Below are 15,675 nucleotides of genomic sequence, written 5' to 3' on the forward strand. Positions count from 1 at the left end.
TCCGTCGCGCCGCTCATACGGCGCGCGCCAGCAACATGCCGAGCCAGACGGCGATCAGCCCGGCGATAACCTGCAGGCCGACATTGGCCAGTGCGGGCACGATCTGCCCGTCGCGCAGGAACGCAAACGTCTCGTAGCCGAACGTGGAGAACGTCGTGAACCCGCCGCAGATGCCGACCAGCACGAAGGTGCGCTGCTCCGGCGTGATCTCGCGGCCGGTGTCGACCAGTCCCATGACGAACCCGAAGACGAGGCAGCCGGCGATGTTGATTGCCAGCGTCCCGTACGGGAACCACGGCCGGTCGAGCGCGTCCTGCACCCAGCGCCCCACGCCGTAGCGGAGCGTCGCGCCGATCGCGCCGCCGATGGCGGTCAGAACGTAGTGTTGCATCGGATCAGGCGCGCACGCGGTTGACGGCGCGCTGCCACCCGGCGTACAGCGCCTGCCGCTGGTCGGCGCCCATGCGCGGCTCGAAGACGTGCTCCGCGCGCCACTGCGCCTGGATCTCGTCCATGCCGGACCAGGTCTGCGCGGCCAGCCCAGCCAGGTACGCCGCGCCGAGCGCCGTCGTTTCGAGCACGGCCGGGCGCTCCACGCGCACGCCGAGCACGTCGGCCTGGAACTGCATCAGCCAATCGTTGGCCGATGCGCCGCCATCCACGCGCAGGGCGCGCAGCGGCGCACCGGCATCGGCCTCCATCGCCTCCAACACGTCGCGCGTCTGGTATGCGATCGCTTCGAGCGCTGCGCGCGCGACGTGCGCGCGGTTGGTGCCGCGCGTCAACCCGCTGAGCGCGCCGCGCGCCTGCGCGTCCCAGTATGGCGCGCCGAGCCCGACGAAGGCCGGCACGAAGTAGACGCCGCCCGTGTCGGCGACCGACTCGGCCAGTGCCTGCGTGTCGGCGGCGCGGCTGATGATCTTCAATTCGTCGCGCAGCCACTGCACCACGGCGCCGCCAATGAAAACCGAGCCTTCGAGGCAGTACGTCGTGGCCGGCAGTCCCCAGCCGATCGTCGTCAGCAGGCCGTGTTTAGACGGGATCGCCTGCGTGCCCGTGTTCATCAGCATGAAGCAGCCAGTGCCGTAGGTATTCTTGGCCAGTCCGACGTCGAAGCAGGCTTGCCCGAACGTCGCCGCCTGTTGGTCGCCGGCGACGCCGCGTATCGGGATCGCCGCGCCGAACAGCGCCGGGTCGGTCGCGCCGAAGTCGCCGGACGAGGGGCGCACCGCCGGCAGCAAGGCGCGCGGGATGTCGAGCGCGGCCAACAGTTCATCGTCCCAGTCGCCGCGATGGATGTCGTAGATCAGTGTGCGCGATGCGTTGGACGGGTCGGTCGCGTGCACGCGCCCGCCGGTCAGCCGCCAGATCAGGAACGTGTCGATGGTGCCGAACGCCAGTTCGCCGGCGGCCGCGCGCGCGCGCGCGCCCGGCACGTTGCGCAGCAGCCAGGCGAGCTTGGTGCCGGAGAAGTACGCGTCCAGCACCAGCCCGGTACGTTCGCGGAACAGCGGTTCGCGGCCGGCGGCGCGCAGTTCGTCACAGAGCGGCGCGGTGCGGCGGCACTGCCAGACGATCGCGTTGGCGATCGGGCGGCCGGTCGCGCGCTCCCAGACGACGGTCGTTTCGCGCTGGTTGGTTACGCCGATGGCGGCGATGCCGGTCGCGCCGAGACCGGCGTGGCGCAGCGCCTCCTGCGCCACATGCAACTGCGACTGCCAGATCGCTTCGGGGTCGTGTTCGACCCAGCCCGGCTGCGGATAGATTTGTGCGAACTCTTGCTGTGCGCTGCCGGCGGCACGGCCGGCGCGGTCGAATACGATGGCGCGCGATGAGGTGGTGCCTTGATCGAGTGCGAGGATATGTTGGGTCATGCTTCGGCTCCGGCGGATGCGTTCAATGCGCGCGGCAATTGTGCCGCGTATAAAAGCGATGCTACAATGCTTGCTACGATCATACCGAGATTGACGGGACGTGTCCAATCGCCCGTCAGGGAGTCGGAGGGAGAAGCAGAAACATGGATCCAAACGCCAAAAAGACCGCACTGCGGTCGATCACCTACGGATTGTATGTGGTGACCAGCGCCTCGCCGTCAGAGCGGGGCGCGTTCCTGTGCAACTGGCTTACGCAGTGCTCGTTTACACCGCCGCTGATCGTGATGTCGGTTGAGAATGAAGCGCAGTCCTTGAAGGTGATCCGCGAGAGCGGTCGTTTCGTCGTCAACACGCTGGAGCGCGGACAGGTTGAACTGGCCAGCTGGTTTGGCCGCCACTCGGCCAAGGTCGGCGACAAGCTGGCGAAGCGCGTGCTGATGGCGACACCGTCGGGGCAGCCGGTCCTGCCCGAGGCGCTCTCCTGGTTTGAATGCGCCTTTACGGCGCAGTTGCCCGCGGGCGATCATGTCCTGATCGTGGGTGAAGTCGTGGATGCGCTGCTGATCCGCGACGGGCAGCCCATGCAGTTGTCCGAGACCGGTTACAAATACTCGGGTTGACGGTCGCATGTCATCGTCAACCCGCGAGTTGCGCGACCACGTCCGCGAAATCGGCAAACTGGCCGAGGTCGTCGGCGCGCTGAGCAAAGAGTTCGATCGCCGGCCGAGCGCGGACGTGCTGGTGGTGTTGAAGGCGCGGATCGAGGCGCTGGACGCCGAATGGTCCCGTGCCGAAGTAATCCTCTCGGGCGGCTCGCGCTAACGCCGTTCAGCGGCCGTTTCCCGCCTCGCGGCGATTCGCGCTTTTCAGGTGACCCTCTATGACGGAAGACGTTGTGAACCGAGCCGTTTCGTCGCGTGCCGCAGACCGCGCACCTCGCACTGCCCCGCCGCAAATTCTCGCTCACGAGCGCGGCTACGCCGTTGTGCTCTCACTGCTGTTTTTCGCGCTGTGGGGCGTGCCGCTGTGGGGCCCGTTTCTGATGCCGGCCGTGCTGGCCTATGTCGTGGCAGCCTACAACTGCTACTGGACGGCGCAGGCGCTGTACGGCGCCTGGTGCGCGGTGCGCGGCCTGCGCATCATGGCCCGGTGGATGCGCATCGACTGGCAGGCGCGTTACAAACAGACGGGCCGGCCCGTGCAGCACGTCGTCGTGCTCCCCAATTACGACGAGCGCATAGAGATTCTGCGCCAGACGCTCGACCGGCTGGCGCTGGCGGAGTACCCGCGCGAGCAGATCAGCGTGGTGTTGGCGATGGAGGATCGCGAGACGGGCTCCCAGGAGAAGGCCGAGTTGCTGAGCGCGGAATACGCCGGGCGCTTCGGCCATTTCTGGATCACGCTGCACCCGTTGCTGCCGGACGAAACAGCGGGCAAGGGGGCTAACCTGGCGTACTGCCTGCGCCAGATCAGCAAGCGCGCCGAGGAACTGGGCTGGGATCCATCGCAGGTGATGGTGACCACGCTCGATGCCGACACGCGCCTGCACCCGCAGTTCCTTGCGGCGCTGGCGGTGCGTTTCCTTGAGGTCCCCGACCCGACACGCAAGTTCTTTCAGGGCATGCTGATGCTGATCAACAACGTCTGGGACGTGTTCGCGCCGACACGCGTGCTGGCCGCATTCTGGACGTTTACCTATGTCGCTGCGTCCACGCACTACCAGCGTATGACCACCGCCGTGTACTCCATGAGCCTGCGGCTGCTGCAGGATGCCGGTTACTGGGACCCGCGCGTGGTGGCGGAGGACGGGCACATTTTCTTTCGCGCGTTCTTTGCGCTGCAAGGGCGCCCAGACATCGAGCAGATCTTCCTGCCGGTCGGGCTGGACGCGGTGCGCGCGCCGACGATGTGGCAGTCGCTCGTGGTGCAGTTCCGGCAGATGCAGCGCTGGGCCTGGACGGCGTCGATCTTGCCATTTGTCCTTGATGCCTGGCTGCATCGCCGCGCTGTGCCGCTGTCGCGCAAGTTTGCGAAGGTCCTGCCGTATGTCGAGGGACTAGTGATCATGCCCTCGTCGTGGTTCGTCATCACCTTCGGCGTCCTGCTGCCGCCGTTGTTGAACCCGCAGATGCCGACCGACGTCTTTGGCGTGCCGCTCGCCGTGCTGGCCCCGCTGATTCTGTCCCCAACGCTGATCGGCGTGGTGGTGGCGCTGTCGGTCAACATCATGCTGCGCAACCAGTTCGCGCAGCGCAGCGCCCGCGTGCCGTGGCCGCAGCGCGTCGTGGAATCGATCGAATGGGGCCTGATGCTGTTTGTCGCGGTCTTCTACTTCGGCATCCCCTATGTGCAGGCCTACTGGCGCATGATCAGCGGCAACGAACTGCACTTCGAGCGCACGCCGAAATAGCGACTAGCCGCTAGCGACTAGCGACTAGTCGCTGGTTCAGCGCCGGATCAATGGCAGGTACAGGTCGTATTGGACGCGCTCGTCGAAGCCAATATCGAAGCCGCCGCCGGTCGGGCGCGTCTGGCCGTCGAAGTCCACCGTAACGAGGACATCGGTTGCGGCATTGATGGCCGGGCTGCTCGCTTGCAGACGGTAGTTGTCCGTCGCCGGTGAGACGAACAGCGGGTCGGCCGCGAAGGAACTGCCGCCGCTGAGCACAGTGCCGCTGATGTTAGCCGTGTTGCCAAAGAACAAATTGAAGTTCTCGAAGACGTTGCCGTTCGCGCCCTCCACAATTCCCACGGCGTGATTGGTGATGATGTTATCCATCACGCTGACGGTGCCGCTCAGAATGGCCACTGCCGATCCGGCTGTCAGCGAATCGCTCACGATGGTGTTGTAGTAGAGTTTGCCGTTGCTCACCGTGCCGGTGATGGCGATGGCGCTGCCCGTCGAGCCGAGCACGCTGTTGCTGGCCAGGTTCTCGGCAAACAACGAGTTCTGGATCATCGCATCGGGCACAAACTGCAGAACCTGGCGACTCTCATAGATCGCGCCGCCAGCGACCCCGGCGCGATTGCGCACGAAGCGCGAGCGATAGACTTCGAGGTCGCTGGTCGTCTGAATCGCCCCGCCTGTGCCAATATTGCTGGCCGTGAAGTCATCCAGTTTATCGGCGATGTTGCCTTCAAACAGCGAGACATCGATGCGACAGTGCCCGTCGCAGGCCATGGCACCGCCGTGATTCGCGCGGTTGCGCCGGAAAGTCGAGTTGAACGCGTCACCGTTGCCAAAGTTTGAGCCTCTGACATACACGGCCCCGCCGCGCCCCCTGTTGAATGCGGGGTTGCCGCTGGTGTCGATGATGACGAAATTGCCCTCAAACGTACTGCTTTCGGCATACAGGCTGCCCTGCGCGTAGATGGCCCCGCCGTCCATGCGGCTTTCGACCGAGTTCGAAATGAACTGCGAATTGTAAGCGGAGATCGTTCCCCCGAATACCGCGCCCCCGCCGTCGCAGCAGTCGGCGTAGTTGCTGATGAACGTGCTGTTCTGGATGTTGATCGAACCGCCCCAGATCGCTCCGCCTGCGCCACAGCACTGCGACACATTGTTGAAGAACGTGCTGGTCATGACAACGGCGTTTTGCGCCCGGATTGCGCCGCCGTCCCATGCGCGGTTGTTGTCGAACTGGCTGCGCATGACATTGAGCGTTGCCAGCGGCGCATCGAGCGCGCCGCCGCCGTTCACGGACTGGTCGTCTACATTGCCGTCGAACAGGCTGTCCACTACGTTGCCCGTACCGCCGGCCAGGAACACGGCGCTGCCGCCGCCGAAGATGTTGGCGGCCGCCCCGTTGCGAATGAACTGCGAGTTGGTGATATTGATGCCCGCATAGGCGAACACGGCAGAGCCGTCTTCGTCCGCCGCGTTGCCCTCAAAATACGAGTCAGCGATATTGCCGTTTTTGAGAAACAGTGTCCCGCCGCCGCAGAAGTTGTTGCAGAACCCGCCCGCGCTGTTGCTGATGAATCGGCTGCCGGTGACGGTCGCCGCGGTCGCCGTCAGTACGCCGCCGAAAACAGAGGCGCGATTGCCGGTAAACACGCTACTGACAAGCAGGATGTTCGGCGTTGAGATGACGCCGGCGAAACTCGCCGAGTTGCCCTGGAAATGGCTGGCCGTCACGGTCAGCGGACTGCCGGCATACGCGCCGCCGCTGCTGAGCGGGGCCGAATTGGTCAGGAAGATGCTTGACGTGATGAAAGCCTGGCCGCGCACAGCCAGCGCGCCGCCGTTGCCCCGGCTGGCGACGTTACGCTCGAACGTCGTGCCGCTGATGTGCGCCGTACCGCTGACGAGCACCGCGCCGGCCAGCGTCGCCGTGCTCGTGACGACATTCGCCCTGATTAGGCTGCTCGTGATCGTCGCCGTGCCGCTCAAGACGACCAGCGCACCGCCCCCGATCGCGGCGGTATTGCTCATCAATGCGGAGTTTTGGATATTCGCCGTGCGCGTGGCGACCACCGCGCCACCCAGCGGGGCGGTGCTCGACATGATGGTCGCGCTGCGTACATTGACCAGGCTGCCGAGCGCCGTGCCGCCCGCGTTGACGGCGCGATTGCTGCTGAACAGCCCAACGCCGTTGGCGCTCAACGTGACGGTCAGCGGTGAGTACGCGGCGCCGCCGTCGTGGCCCGCCACGCAGCGGACGGCGTCTGCGCTATTGTAAGTAACGGAAGTCAACGCATACGCGCAACCACCGTCGAGGGCCGCGCTGTTCGGGCCGGTATCGTGCACGTTAAACGTGACGTTGCCCAGTGCATAGACCGCGCCGCCATTGCGTGCGCTGTTGCCGGTCGAGGAACCGCGGCTCAAGAACACGTTGCCGTCGGCGTAGACGGCCCCGCCGTCGGCCGCCGTTCCGCCGCCGGCCAGGTTGTTCTGAAATGCCGGACTGTTCAATAAACTGACGCTGCCTAACGCACGCACCGCGCCGCCGTGGCCTTGCGCCGTGTTGCCGGTGAAGTTCACGACCAGCAAAACACTCGTGCCGGAGTTGTCGCGGATATCGCTCGTGGCGTATAGAGCGCCGCCCTCGCCGGTGAGTGCGTCATTGCTGTTAAACGTCACCGCGCCAACCAGCAGGACGCCCGCCGCGTACACCCCGCCGCCGTGCGTGATCGCGCTGCTATTGCTGATCAGCGTCTTGCTGACGGACGATGTGCCGCCGAGCACAATCGTCACATTGCCCGTGGCATAAATGCTCCCGCCATGGCCCGCGCGCGCGGTGTTGCGATCCAGCAGGGCGTTGAACATCGTCAGCGTGTCCGTCGCCCAAAGGCCGCCGCCGTTGTCGGCCGCGTTGGAGATAATGGCCGTTGCGCTGATGATCGCCGGGCCGGTGGCGAGGATGCCGCCGCCGCTGCCCTGCGCCATGTTGTTTTGCACCAGGCCGCCCAGCATGAACAGCCCGCCATCGGCGCGCACGCCGCCGCCGTTGGTGCTGGCCGCCGTAGTTGAATTGGAGATGACGGTCACGCCGGTCATCGTCAACGGGCCGTCCACGCGCAGGGCGCCGCCGGGATTCAAGGACGTGTTGCGCTCAAATACGCCCCCGTTGATGATCACGCTGCTGCTGGCGCGCAGGCCGCCGCCTGCGCCGCCCGGATCGCGGTTGCCGATCACGTTGACGTTGGTCATGGTCAGCGCATCGCCCGCGTAAATGCCGCCGCCGCTGTTCACGCTGTTTGTATTGCTCAACACGTCCACGTTCAACAGCGTGAGCGGCGTCCCGGCGCCCGCGGAGAGGCCGGCGCCGAGCCCGCTTCCGCTCGTGAGCGAGCCGCTGAACACGCGCAAATTGGCGATGGTCACGCCGGCGGCGATGTTAGCGCCGACGCTGATGACGCGCTGAGCGCCCAGCGCCTGGAGTACCGTGGCGGCCGGGCCGGCGCCTTGCAGCACGATGGCGCGTGTGATGATCAGTTGATTGGTGACGTAGGTATTGGCGGCAACGTTGATGGTGTTGCCTGCCGCCACTCCGCTGATGCATGCCTGAAGCGTGGTGTTGCACGGGGCGCTGCCCGGATAGTTGAATACCGCGCTCGGCGCGGCGGGCGGGCGCCAGTCGCGCTCCGCGAGTGCGACCGAGGCAAACGGTAGAAGAAAAACGGCGAGCAGTCCGACCAGGATGAACAGTCTGTGGCTCATCAGGTTCCCCCTCCCAGGGTGTTCTGACGTGCGTTGCGTGGATGGTGGATTATATGTTATGAATCAGTTGTTGTCACATTCGTGCCCGTCCTCCCAGCAATTCTCAGTTTGGCATCGGACGGGTACTTTCCAATGGCGGCTTGTCATGCGCTGGTGCTCAGGTGTTTATCACGCAAACCGATTCGACGAGTAAGTAATGCTGCCCTCCCCATTCACTTTTCCCCTTCTCCCCCGTGCGCGGGGGAGAAGGGGCCAGGCTCCCCCGTGCGCGGGGGAGAAGGGGCCAGGGGATGAGGGGGCAGCTTGGTGGCCAGACTCCAAAATGAGAATTGCTGCCGTCCTCCGCGCCAAACACAAAGCGCCCCGTCACAAGTCAATGCGACGGGGCGTGAGGAATTGGTGTGACGCGGCGGCTATTTCCTGGCCGGCACGGCGTCGATCGCGCCGATCTGTCGATAGCGGTACCTGGCCAGCGCGTCGGCCGCCGCTTTCAGGCGGGGATACGCCACGCCCAGCGCCGTGCCGCTGCTGGCGGCCAGCATCTCCTCAAGCGCCTGGTTGAACTGCTTGAGCAGCTTCTCGGCCTGCGGGTCGAGGGGCGGGTTTGCTTTGTTCACGTTCGCAACTCCATTCACGGTGGGTAGGGATGCTGGTCAGTGCGGCGCGGCGGCTTGCGGCAGAGTCGCCACGTGCAGGGGCACGCGCCCCAGCTCGTCTGCGCCGGCGCTGACGATAAACTCGTACCGGCCCGGCTGTGGCAGGACCAGCCCGTTAAACACGAAAATCTGGTTGACGCGGACGTTTTCGCCCGCGCGGCTTTCGGGCACGGCCAGCGTGCCCGGCACCGCAAATAGCTCGCGCGCGTCGGCGTCGCTGAACGCCACCCGCAGCGGGTGCACGCCGCTCTCGAACGGCGTCGCCTCGATGCGCATCACAAGCTGCATCGACGCATGCACGGCCGGAAACTGCGGCGCGTAGAGCTGCTCGAAGATGCCCATCATATTGAGTTTGCCGTCCGCCGTGACATTGGCGCAGTCGGCCAGCAGAGCCAGCATCAATTCCATGACCGTCCAGCCGCGTATAGATATGGGACGGGAGTGGATGGGAGTCGAACCCACCGAGGCCGCTTAGCGCCCTCCAGCGATTTTGAAGACCGTGGCGCCCACCGGGACACAACCACCCCCGCACAAGCATAGCGAAAATCACTGCGAGCGTCAAACGCTTTGCGCGAAATACCGCGCGGTTCGCTGCGCGCGCAAATTGACAACTTGCGTTTGTTTTTGTATCATGCTTCACAAATCAAGGGCGTGGCCCTTGCTTTTTTGTGCCCGTCCGTGCGCTTCCGTATAACTACTTCCAGTTCGACAAGGAGTCGTCAGGATGCAATTGCCTTTTGTGCCATTCAAATTGCGCCGACCGACAACGCCCGAAGTCATTGACTTCCTCACCAAGAACCGCGTGTGGCGCTCGTTCTTCCGCCATGGCTACCCGGACACCAAGCGCAACCAGGCCCTCTTGATGCAGACCAATGTGTTCCTGCATCTGTTCCCCGTCAAGGTGCGCGTGCACTCGCTCAAGGCGACCTACACGTGGGCGCTGGGCCTGATCTCATTCTACCTGTTCCTGATTCTGACCATCACCGGCGTGCTGCTGATGTTCTACTACGTGCCCGCCGAGGACCGCGCGTACCAGGCGATGGTCAAAATCATGTCCGAGGTGAACTTCGGCCTGCTGATGCGCAACATGCACCGCTGGGCTGCGCACGCCATGGTGCTGGGCGTGTTCCTGCACATGTGCCGCGTCTTCTACACCGGCGGCCACAAGGAGCCGCGCGAGTTCAACTGGGCGATCGGCGTCATTCTGCTCTTCGTCACGTTCTTCCTCTCGTTCACGGGCTACCTCCTGCCGTGGGACCAGTTGTCGTTTTGGGCTGTGACGGTCGGCTCGTCGCTCGGCCAGTACGTGCCGCCCGAAGAGATCGTCGGCAAGTTCAGTATCCTGATCCTGCGCGGCACGCCCGAAGTGTCGCAGGAAACGCTGGTGCGTTTCTACACCCTGCACGTCGTCGGCTTGCCGCTGGTGGCCGCCGTCCTGCTCACGATTCACTTCTGGCGCATCCGCAAGGATGGCGGCCTGTCCGGCCCGTACGGCAAGCAGGAATAGCGCCGAACCGAAGCGATCCGAGGAGAATCCGACATGTCCATTGAATCAAAAGATTACGGGGGCCCGCTTCGCCCTCTGCTGATCGCCGGCCACGAGAAGACGCTCGAACGCGTCGAGTTGCGCCCGGACGATCAGGTGATGTCGTTCCCGTACATGATTGTGCCGAGCATCGCCGTCGCGTTCGGGACGGTCGTCGTCATGACCATCTGCTCGATCCTGGTCAACGCGCCGCTCAAGGAACTGGCCAACCCGGACCACACGCCGAACCCGTCCAAAGCGCCGTGGTACTTCATGAACCTGCAGGAACTGCTGTTGCACATGAACCCGTCGCTGGCCGGCGTCATCATCCCGACGAACCTCGTGCCGCTGCTGCTGATCGCCATCCCGTACATCGACCGCAAGGTCGACAACGTCGGCCATTGGTTCATGACGCAGAAGGGCAAGGAGATCGCGCTCTTCTCGTTCATTTACACTTGGGTGTCCGGCATTGCGCTGGTGCTGTTCGACTCGTACTTCACGCTGGATCCCGAGTTGGACAAGGTGCCGCGCTCGGGCGGCGCGTTCAAGGCGGTCGCGGAATACCTGGTGAAGCACCAGGGCGCGCCCGAGTGGCTGACCACATCGCCGACCATCAACGGCTTTGCCATTCTGCCGTACCCCGACTGGCTGACTGGCTGGGTCTTGCCGTTTAGCTGCATTATCGGGCTGGCCCTGCTGCTGTGCATCATCGTGCGCATGCGCTGGAAGGGCGGCATCGAGGAGATGATGCTCGCGCTGTTCACGGGCTTCGTGGCCACCTATTTCCTGACGACGATCCTCGGCGCGCTGTTCCGCGGGCCGAGCCAGTTGCTGGGCTGGCCGTGGGGACATCCCAACGGCTATAACCCGATTGACGATCTGCTGTAATACGAACCTTTCGGCGGCTCGCGCATCCGGTCGGGCCGCACATTTCTGGAGGTAGTCCATGACTCAAGCGACCCAAACCGCGCAGAAGGGCGGAGGCCTGACGCGCCGGCAGTTCCTGGCGATCGGCTGGACCGTGGCGGGCCTGGTCGCAGCCGGCGAGGCCGGCGTGGCGACCCTGTCATTCATGTATCCGCGCCTTGCTCCGGGCTCGTTCGGTGGCGTGGTCAATATCGGCGCGCTGGGCGATATTTTGAAAGATCTGCCCGACGCGAAGGCGAAACCGGCCGACCGCTTTGTCAACAGCGGCCGCTTCTACCTGACTCGTACCGATGACGGCATTCTGGCGCTGTATCGCAAGTGCGTGCACCTCGGCTGCGTGGTGCCCTGGAACGTCACCGAAGACCAGTTCCACTGCCCGTGCCACGGCTCGCTGTATGACCGGCGCGGCATCGTGTTGGGCGGACCGGCGCCGCGACCACTCGATATCTTTCCGATCAAGGACGACGGAGCCGGCAACCTGCTGGTCGATACCGGGAAGGTTACAAAGCGCGCGGATTACCAGCCTAGCCAGGCTTTCCCGGTGAACGGTTAGACAGCCAGTCGGCCTGCGAGGAGCCCGTTTCCCCATGCAAAAGAATCAAGCGACATATACCGGTGTCATTCTCTGGTCGTTCGTGGTGCTGCTGATTGCCGCGCCTGGTTATCTGGTTTTCGACCTGCTGTACCGCCAAAGCGCCAAACAGGAAGCATTCCTGGAAGAAGATATCAAGATGGGGTCGTACGTGTTTGCCTCATCTCAGTGCTGGAACTGCCACGGGTTCGTTGGCCAGGGCGGCGTCGGTTTGCCGCTGAACAAGACCGAAGAACTGCGCGCGCGCGAAAACAAGCAGCCGTTCATCATCAACACGATCACCCGCGGCCGCCTGAACACCCAGATGCCGGTGTGGGGCAAGGCCGAAGGCGGTCCGCTCGATGCGCAGCAGATCGCGGCGGTGCGCGCATTCCTTCTCGATGGCACCCACTGGGGCCAGTACTGGGATATGGACCCCAAAGTGCTCAACGCCGACGGCAAGATTATCGAAGGTAAGGTTGGCGCCAAGACGTGGAAACCGACCGAGACGTACCTGAAAGACCACGCGTTACTGCCGCCGTGCGCAGCGGACGATCTGGTCTGCAAGGGCAAGATCGTCTTCGGCGGCCCATGCCAGGCGTGCCATAACACCAACGCCGAGACCAAGGTGGGCCCCGGGCTGGCTGGCATCTTCCAGAAGGACAAGTTACCGAACGGCAAGCCGGTCAACGATGCGAATGTGATGGAGTGGATCCAGAAGGGCTCGGCGTCGTACAAGACCGAGGGCGCTCCGTTCATGCCGTCCTACGAACTGCAGGTCAAGGGCGACGATCTGAAGAACGTGATCGAGTATCTGAAGACGCTGAAGAAGTAGACGGTCGAACCGGGTTATTCCAGCGTCCCCGTCGAGTTGACAGGCGGGGACGCTTTTTTTGTTCACACGTGGACTCTTCGGAATGGCATTTGACACTGCCAGTTAGTGACGATAGAATGAATGCATCCCTTCTCACTGGCGGTATACTTCTATGAATACACAAGTCATTGCCACACCCAACGCCCCGGCTGCCATTGGACCGTATTCGCAGGGCAAAACGGTCGGCGGCTTCATCTTCACGGCTGGACAGATCCCGTTGGACCCGAAAGACGCGTCCAAGCCGTTCCCGCCTACCATTCAGGAGCAGACGCACCGGGTCTTCCAGAACCTGGCGGCGATCCTGGAAGCGGCGGGCAGCGATCTGGAGCACGTCGTGAAGACGACCGTGTTTATGACCGATCTGTCCGAGTTTGCGGCGATGAATGAGGTGTACGCGCAGTACTTTAAGCAGCAGCCGCCGGCGCGCTCGACCGTGCAGGTTTCGGCCCTGCCGCGCGGCGCGCGCGTTGAAATTGAAGCTATTGCGGTGGCCAGGGGCGGTTAGCGCCGCCCGTCGCGCCGTTGTGGCGTAGCCGAGGGCTGGGGGGAGTTCCCCGGGGTACATCATGTCCAATAAATTCGACCGTTTTACCAAGAAGGCCAGACAGGTTCTGACGTTTGCGCAGGAAGAAGCGCAACTGATGAACCACGGCTACATAGGCACCGAGCACTTGCTGCTCGGCCTGGTGCGCGAGCAGACGAGCATTCCGGCTAAGATTCTGAGCGAACTGGGTGTCGACCTGCAGAAGACGCGTGATATCGTCGAGGAGATGGTTGGCAAGGGCAAGCGCGGACAGTTCGGGCGCGTCAGCCTGACGCCGCGCACCAAGCGCGTGATCGAACTCGCCGTGGACGAGGCCCGCCGCATGGGCCACCACTACATCGGCCCCGAGCACCTGCTGCTCGGCCTGGTGCGCGAGGGCGACGGCATCGCCGCCGACGTGCTGCAGACGCTCGGCCTGAATCTGGAGAAACTGCGCGGGCTGGCCCTGCAGCAGATGAAGGAAATGCCCGCGATGGCGGGCGAAAAGGCGCCGGCCGCCAAAGGTGACAAGAAGAACGAGACGCCGCTGGTCGACCAACTGGGCACCGATGTCACCGCGCAGGCACAGGAAGGGCAACTCGATCCGGTCATCGGCCGCAAGAACGAGATCGAGCGCGTGATCCAGATATTGTCACGCCGCCGCAAGAACAACCCGGCGCTCATCGGCGAGCCGGGCATCGGCAAGACGGCGATCGTCGAGGGGCTGGCGCAGCGCATCGTGAGCGGCAACGTGCCGGAGAACCTGCTGAACAAGCGCGTCGTGATGCTCGACGTCGGCTCGCTGGTGGCCGGCACGATCTACCGCGGCCAGTTCGAGGAGCGCCTCAAGCGCGTCATCGACGAGATCAAGCAGTCGAAGAGCATCCTGTTCATCGACGAAGTGCACATGCTGGTCGGCGCGGGCGCGGCCGGCAGCTCGGTGGATGCGGCCAACATCCTGAAGCCGGCGCTGGCGCGCGGCGAGTTGCAGTGCATCGGCGCGACCACGCTCGACGAATATCGCAAGCACATCGAGAGCGATCCGGCGCTGGAGCGGCGCTTCCAGCCGATCCACGTCGAAGAGCCGAGCATCGCCGAGACGATCCAGATCCTGCGCGGCGTGCGCGAGCGTTACGAGGCGCACCACAACCTGAAGATCTCCGACGAGGCGCTGGAGAGCGCGGCCAACCTGGCGGCGCGCTACATCGCCGACCGGTTCATGCCCGACAAGGCGATCGACCTGATCGACGAGGCATCGGCGCGCGTGCGGCTGTATCGCGGCACGCCCAAGAAGCCCGCCGTCGCCGCCGATGGCGCGGTGCGCGAGAAGGATGCCTTCGATCTGCCTGCGCTCGATGCGGACGACCTGCCAATTCCCGACGGCGCGGACGACGTGCAGATGAACCTGGGCACGGCGTGGGACCGCCCCGCCGAGACGCCCGGCCCGATCGTCAGCGCCGAGGACATCGCCGAAGTGGTCTCCATGTGGACCGGCGTGCCGGTCACGCGTATTGCCGGCGAAGAGTCGGCCCGGCTGTTGAGCATGGAAAGCGACATGCACCACCGGGTGGTGGGGCAGGAAGATGCCATCAAGGCGATTGCCAGGGCGGTACGCCGCTCGCGCGCCGGCCTGAAGGATCCTAAGCGGCCGATCGGCTCGTTTGTGTTCCTGGGACCAACCGGCGTCGGCAAGACCGAGGTGGCCAAGGCGTTGGCCGAGTTGCTGTTCGGCAGCGAGCAGGCGCTGATCAAATTGGACATGTCGGAGTACCAGGAGCGCCACACCGTCAGCCGCATGATCGGCGCGCCGCCGGGCTACGTCGGCTTTGACGAGGGCGGGCAGTTGACCGAGATGGTCCGCCGCCGCCCGTACTCCGTCGTGCTGCTCGACGAGATTGAGAAGGCGCACCCGGACGCGTTTAACGTCCTCCTGCAGGTCATGGAAGACGGCCAGTTGACCGACGGCAAGGGCCGCCGCGTAGACTTCCGCAACACGATCATCATCATGACGTCCAATGTCGGCGCCGACCTGATCAAGCGCGAAACGAGCCTGGGCTTCACGGCCACGCGCAGGGACGACTCGATCGACACCAAGGCGCGCTACGACAAGATGAAGGACAAGGTGCTGAAGGAGCTCAAGGACCTGTTCCGGCCGGAGTTCCTGAACCGCGTGGACAGCATCGTCGTGTTCTCGGCGCTGACGCGCGACGAGATCAAGCAGATCGTCGACCTGGAGTTGAGCAAGCTCCGGCCGCGGCTGCTGGAGCATCAGATCACGCTGTCGATCGCCGAGCCGGCGCGCGAGTTGCTGGCCGAGAAGGGCTACGACCCGGCCTTCGGGGCGCGCCCGCTGAAGCGGCTGATCCAAAGCCTCGTTGAGGACCCGCTGTCGGAGGGCCTGCTCTCCGGCAAGTTCCGCAGCGGCGACACGGTGCTGGCCGAGCGCGCGGGCAACGAGCTTGACTTGCAGCCGGTCGGCCGCCCGGATGGCGGCGAGGGGCAACCCGAAGCTGCGCCGCGTGAAGCCGAACCGGCGCCGAGCGTGTAACCAGCCGTCGGCAA

General features: G+C 64.4%; 14 protein-coding genes and 1 tRNA gene. 9 read left to right on the forward strand and 6 right to left on the reverse strand.

Features of this window, described 5'->3' with window-relative positions:
• Positions 1-13: 13 nt before the first annotated feature.
• Entirely contained in the window at positions 14-391 is a 378-nt protein-coding gene (gene crcB, locus HZB53_18330; GenBank protein MBI5879612.1) for a fluoride efflux transporter CrcB, read from the reverse strand.
• A 4-nt stretch (positions 392-395) separates the two neighbouring features.
• Complete coding sequence (glpK, locus tag HZB53_18335) at positions 396-1,874, reverse strand: glycerol kinase GlpK (protein ID MBI5879613.1); 1,479 nt, start codon at positions 1,872-1,874, stop codon at positions 396-398.
• Positions 1,875-2,017: 143 nt separating this feature from the next.
• Here glpK and HZB53_18340 point away from each other — a divergent pair, with 143 nt between their 5' ends.
• From HZB53_18340 to HZB53_18350, 3 genes are read left to right on the forward strand one after another with little or no spacing between them, the layout of a single operon-like run.
• Complete coding sequence (locus HZB53_18340) at positions 2,018-2,494, forward strand: flavin reductase (GenBank protein MBI5879614.1); 477 nt, start codon at positions 2,018-2,020, stop codon at positions 2,492-2,494.
• Positions 2,495-2,501: 7 nt separating this feature from the next.
• Entirely contained in the window at positions 2,502-2,696 is a 195-nt protein-coding gene (locus HZB53_18345) for a hypothetical protein (protein MBI5879615.1), read from the forward strand.
• Positions 2,697-2,754: 58 nt separating this feature from the next.
• Positions 2,755-4,284, forward strand: coding sequence for a glycosyltransferase family 2 protein (locus HZB53_18350; GenBank protein MBI5879616.1), 1,530 nt, complete (start codon positions 2,755-2,757; stop codon positions 4,282-4,284).
• A 36-nt stretch (positions 4,285-4,320) separates the two neighbouring features.
• Here the strand turns inward: HZB53_18350 and HZB53_18355 are convergent, their stop codons facing one another.
• From HZB53_18355 to HZB53_18370, 4 genes are all read right to left on the reverse strand, one after another.
• Positions 4,321-8,037 (reverse strand): hypothetical protein, encoded by a 3,717-nt coding sequence (locus HZB53_18355; protein MBI5879617.1) that lies wholly within the window; start codon positions 8,035-8,037, stop codon positions 4,321-4,323.
• A 413-nt stretch (positions 8,038-8,450) separates the two neighbouring features.
• A complete protein-coding gene (locus HZB53_18360; GenBank protein ID MBI5879618.1) occupies positions 8,451-8,654 on the reverse strand; it encodes a hypothetical protein in 204 nt (67 codons plus the stop codon).
• 36 nt (positions 8,655-8,690) lie between these two features.
• Positions 8,691-9,101 carry a hypothetical protein gene (locus HZB53_18365; protein ID MBI5879619.1) on the reverse strand — a complete coding sequence of 137 codons (411 nt, stop codon included), beginning with the start codon at positions 9,099-9,101 and terminating at the stop codon, positions 8,691-8,693.
• 28 nt (positions 9,102-9,129) lie between these two features.
• A tRNA-Sec gene (locus HZB53_18370) sits at positions 9,130-9,221 on the reverse strand.
• A gap of 196 nt (positions 9,222-9,417) precedes the next feature.
• Here HZB53_18370 and HZB53_18375 point away from each other — a divergent pair.
• The 6 genes from HZB53_18375 to HZB53_18400 all read left to right on the forward strand — a co-directional run bounded on the left by HZB53_18375 (position 9,418) and on the right by HZB53_18400 (position 15,661).
• Entirely contained in the window at positions 9,418-10,200 is a 783-nt protein-coding gene (locus HZB53_18375) for a cytochrome b N-terminal domain-containing protein (protein ID MBI5879620.1), read from the forward strand.
• Positions 10,201-10,233: 33 nt separating this feature from the next.
• Positions 10,234-11,106 (forward strand): menaquinol-cytochrome C reductase, encoded by an 873-nt coding sequence (locus HZB53_18380; protein MBI5879621.1) that lies wholly within the window; start codon positions 10,234-10,236, stop codon positions 11,104-11,106.
• A 58-nt stretch (positions 11,107-11,164) separates the two neighbouring features.
• The gene (locus tag HZB53_18385) at positions 11,165-11,698 is read left to right on the forward strand and encodes a Rieske 2Fe-2S domain-containing protein (GenBank protein ID MBI5879622.1); all 534 of its coding nucleotides are present in this window, start codon (positions 11,165-11,167) and stop codon (positions 11,696-11,698) included.
• A 34-nt stretch (positions 11,699-11,732) separates the two neighbouring features.
• On the forward strand, positions 11,733-12,551 hold the full coding sequence (locus tag HZB53_18390) for a c-type cytochrome (protein ID MBI5879623.1): 819 nt from the start codon (positions 11,733-11,735) through the stop codon (positions 12,549-12,551).
• A gap of 151 nt (positions 12,552-12,702) precedes the next feature.
• On the forward strand, positions 12,703-13,095 hold the full coding sequence (locus HZB53_18395; GenBank protein MBI5879624.1) for a RidA family protein: 393 nt from the start codon (positions 12,703-12,705) through the stop codon (positions 13,093-13,095).
• A gap of 61 nt (positions 13,096-13,156) precedes the next feature.
• The gene (locus HZB53_18400; GenBank protein MBI5879625.1) at positions 13,157-15,661 is read left to right on the forward strand and encodes an ATP-dependent Clp protease ATP-binding subunit; all 2,505 of its coding nucleotides are present in this window, start codon (positions 13,157-13,159) and stop codon (positions 15,659-15,661) included.
• The last annotated feature ends 14 nt before the right edge of the window (positions 15,662-15,675 follow it).

The organism is Chloroflexota bacterium, from assembly GCA_016235055.1.
GTDB lineage: Bacteria > Chloroflexota > Anaerolineae > JACRMK01 > JACRMK01 > JACRMK01.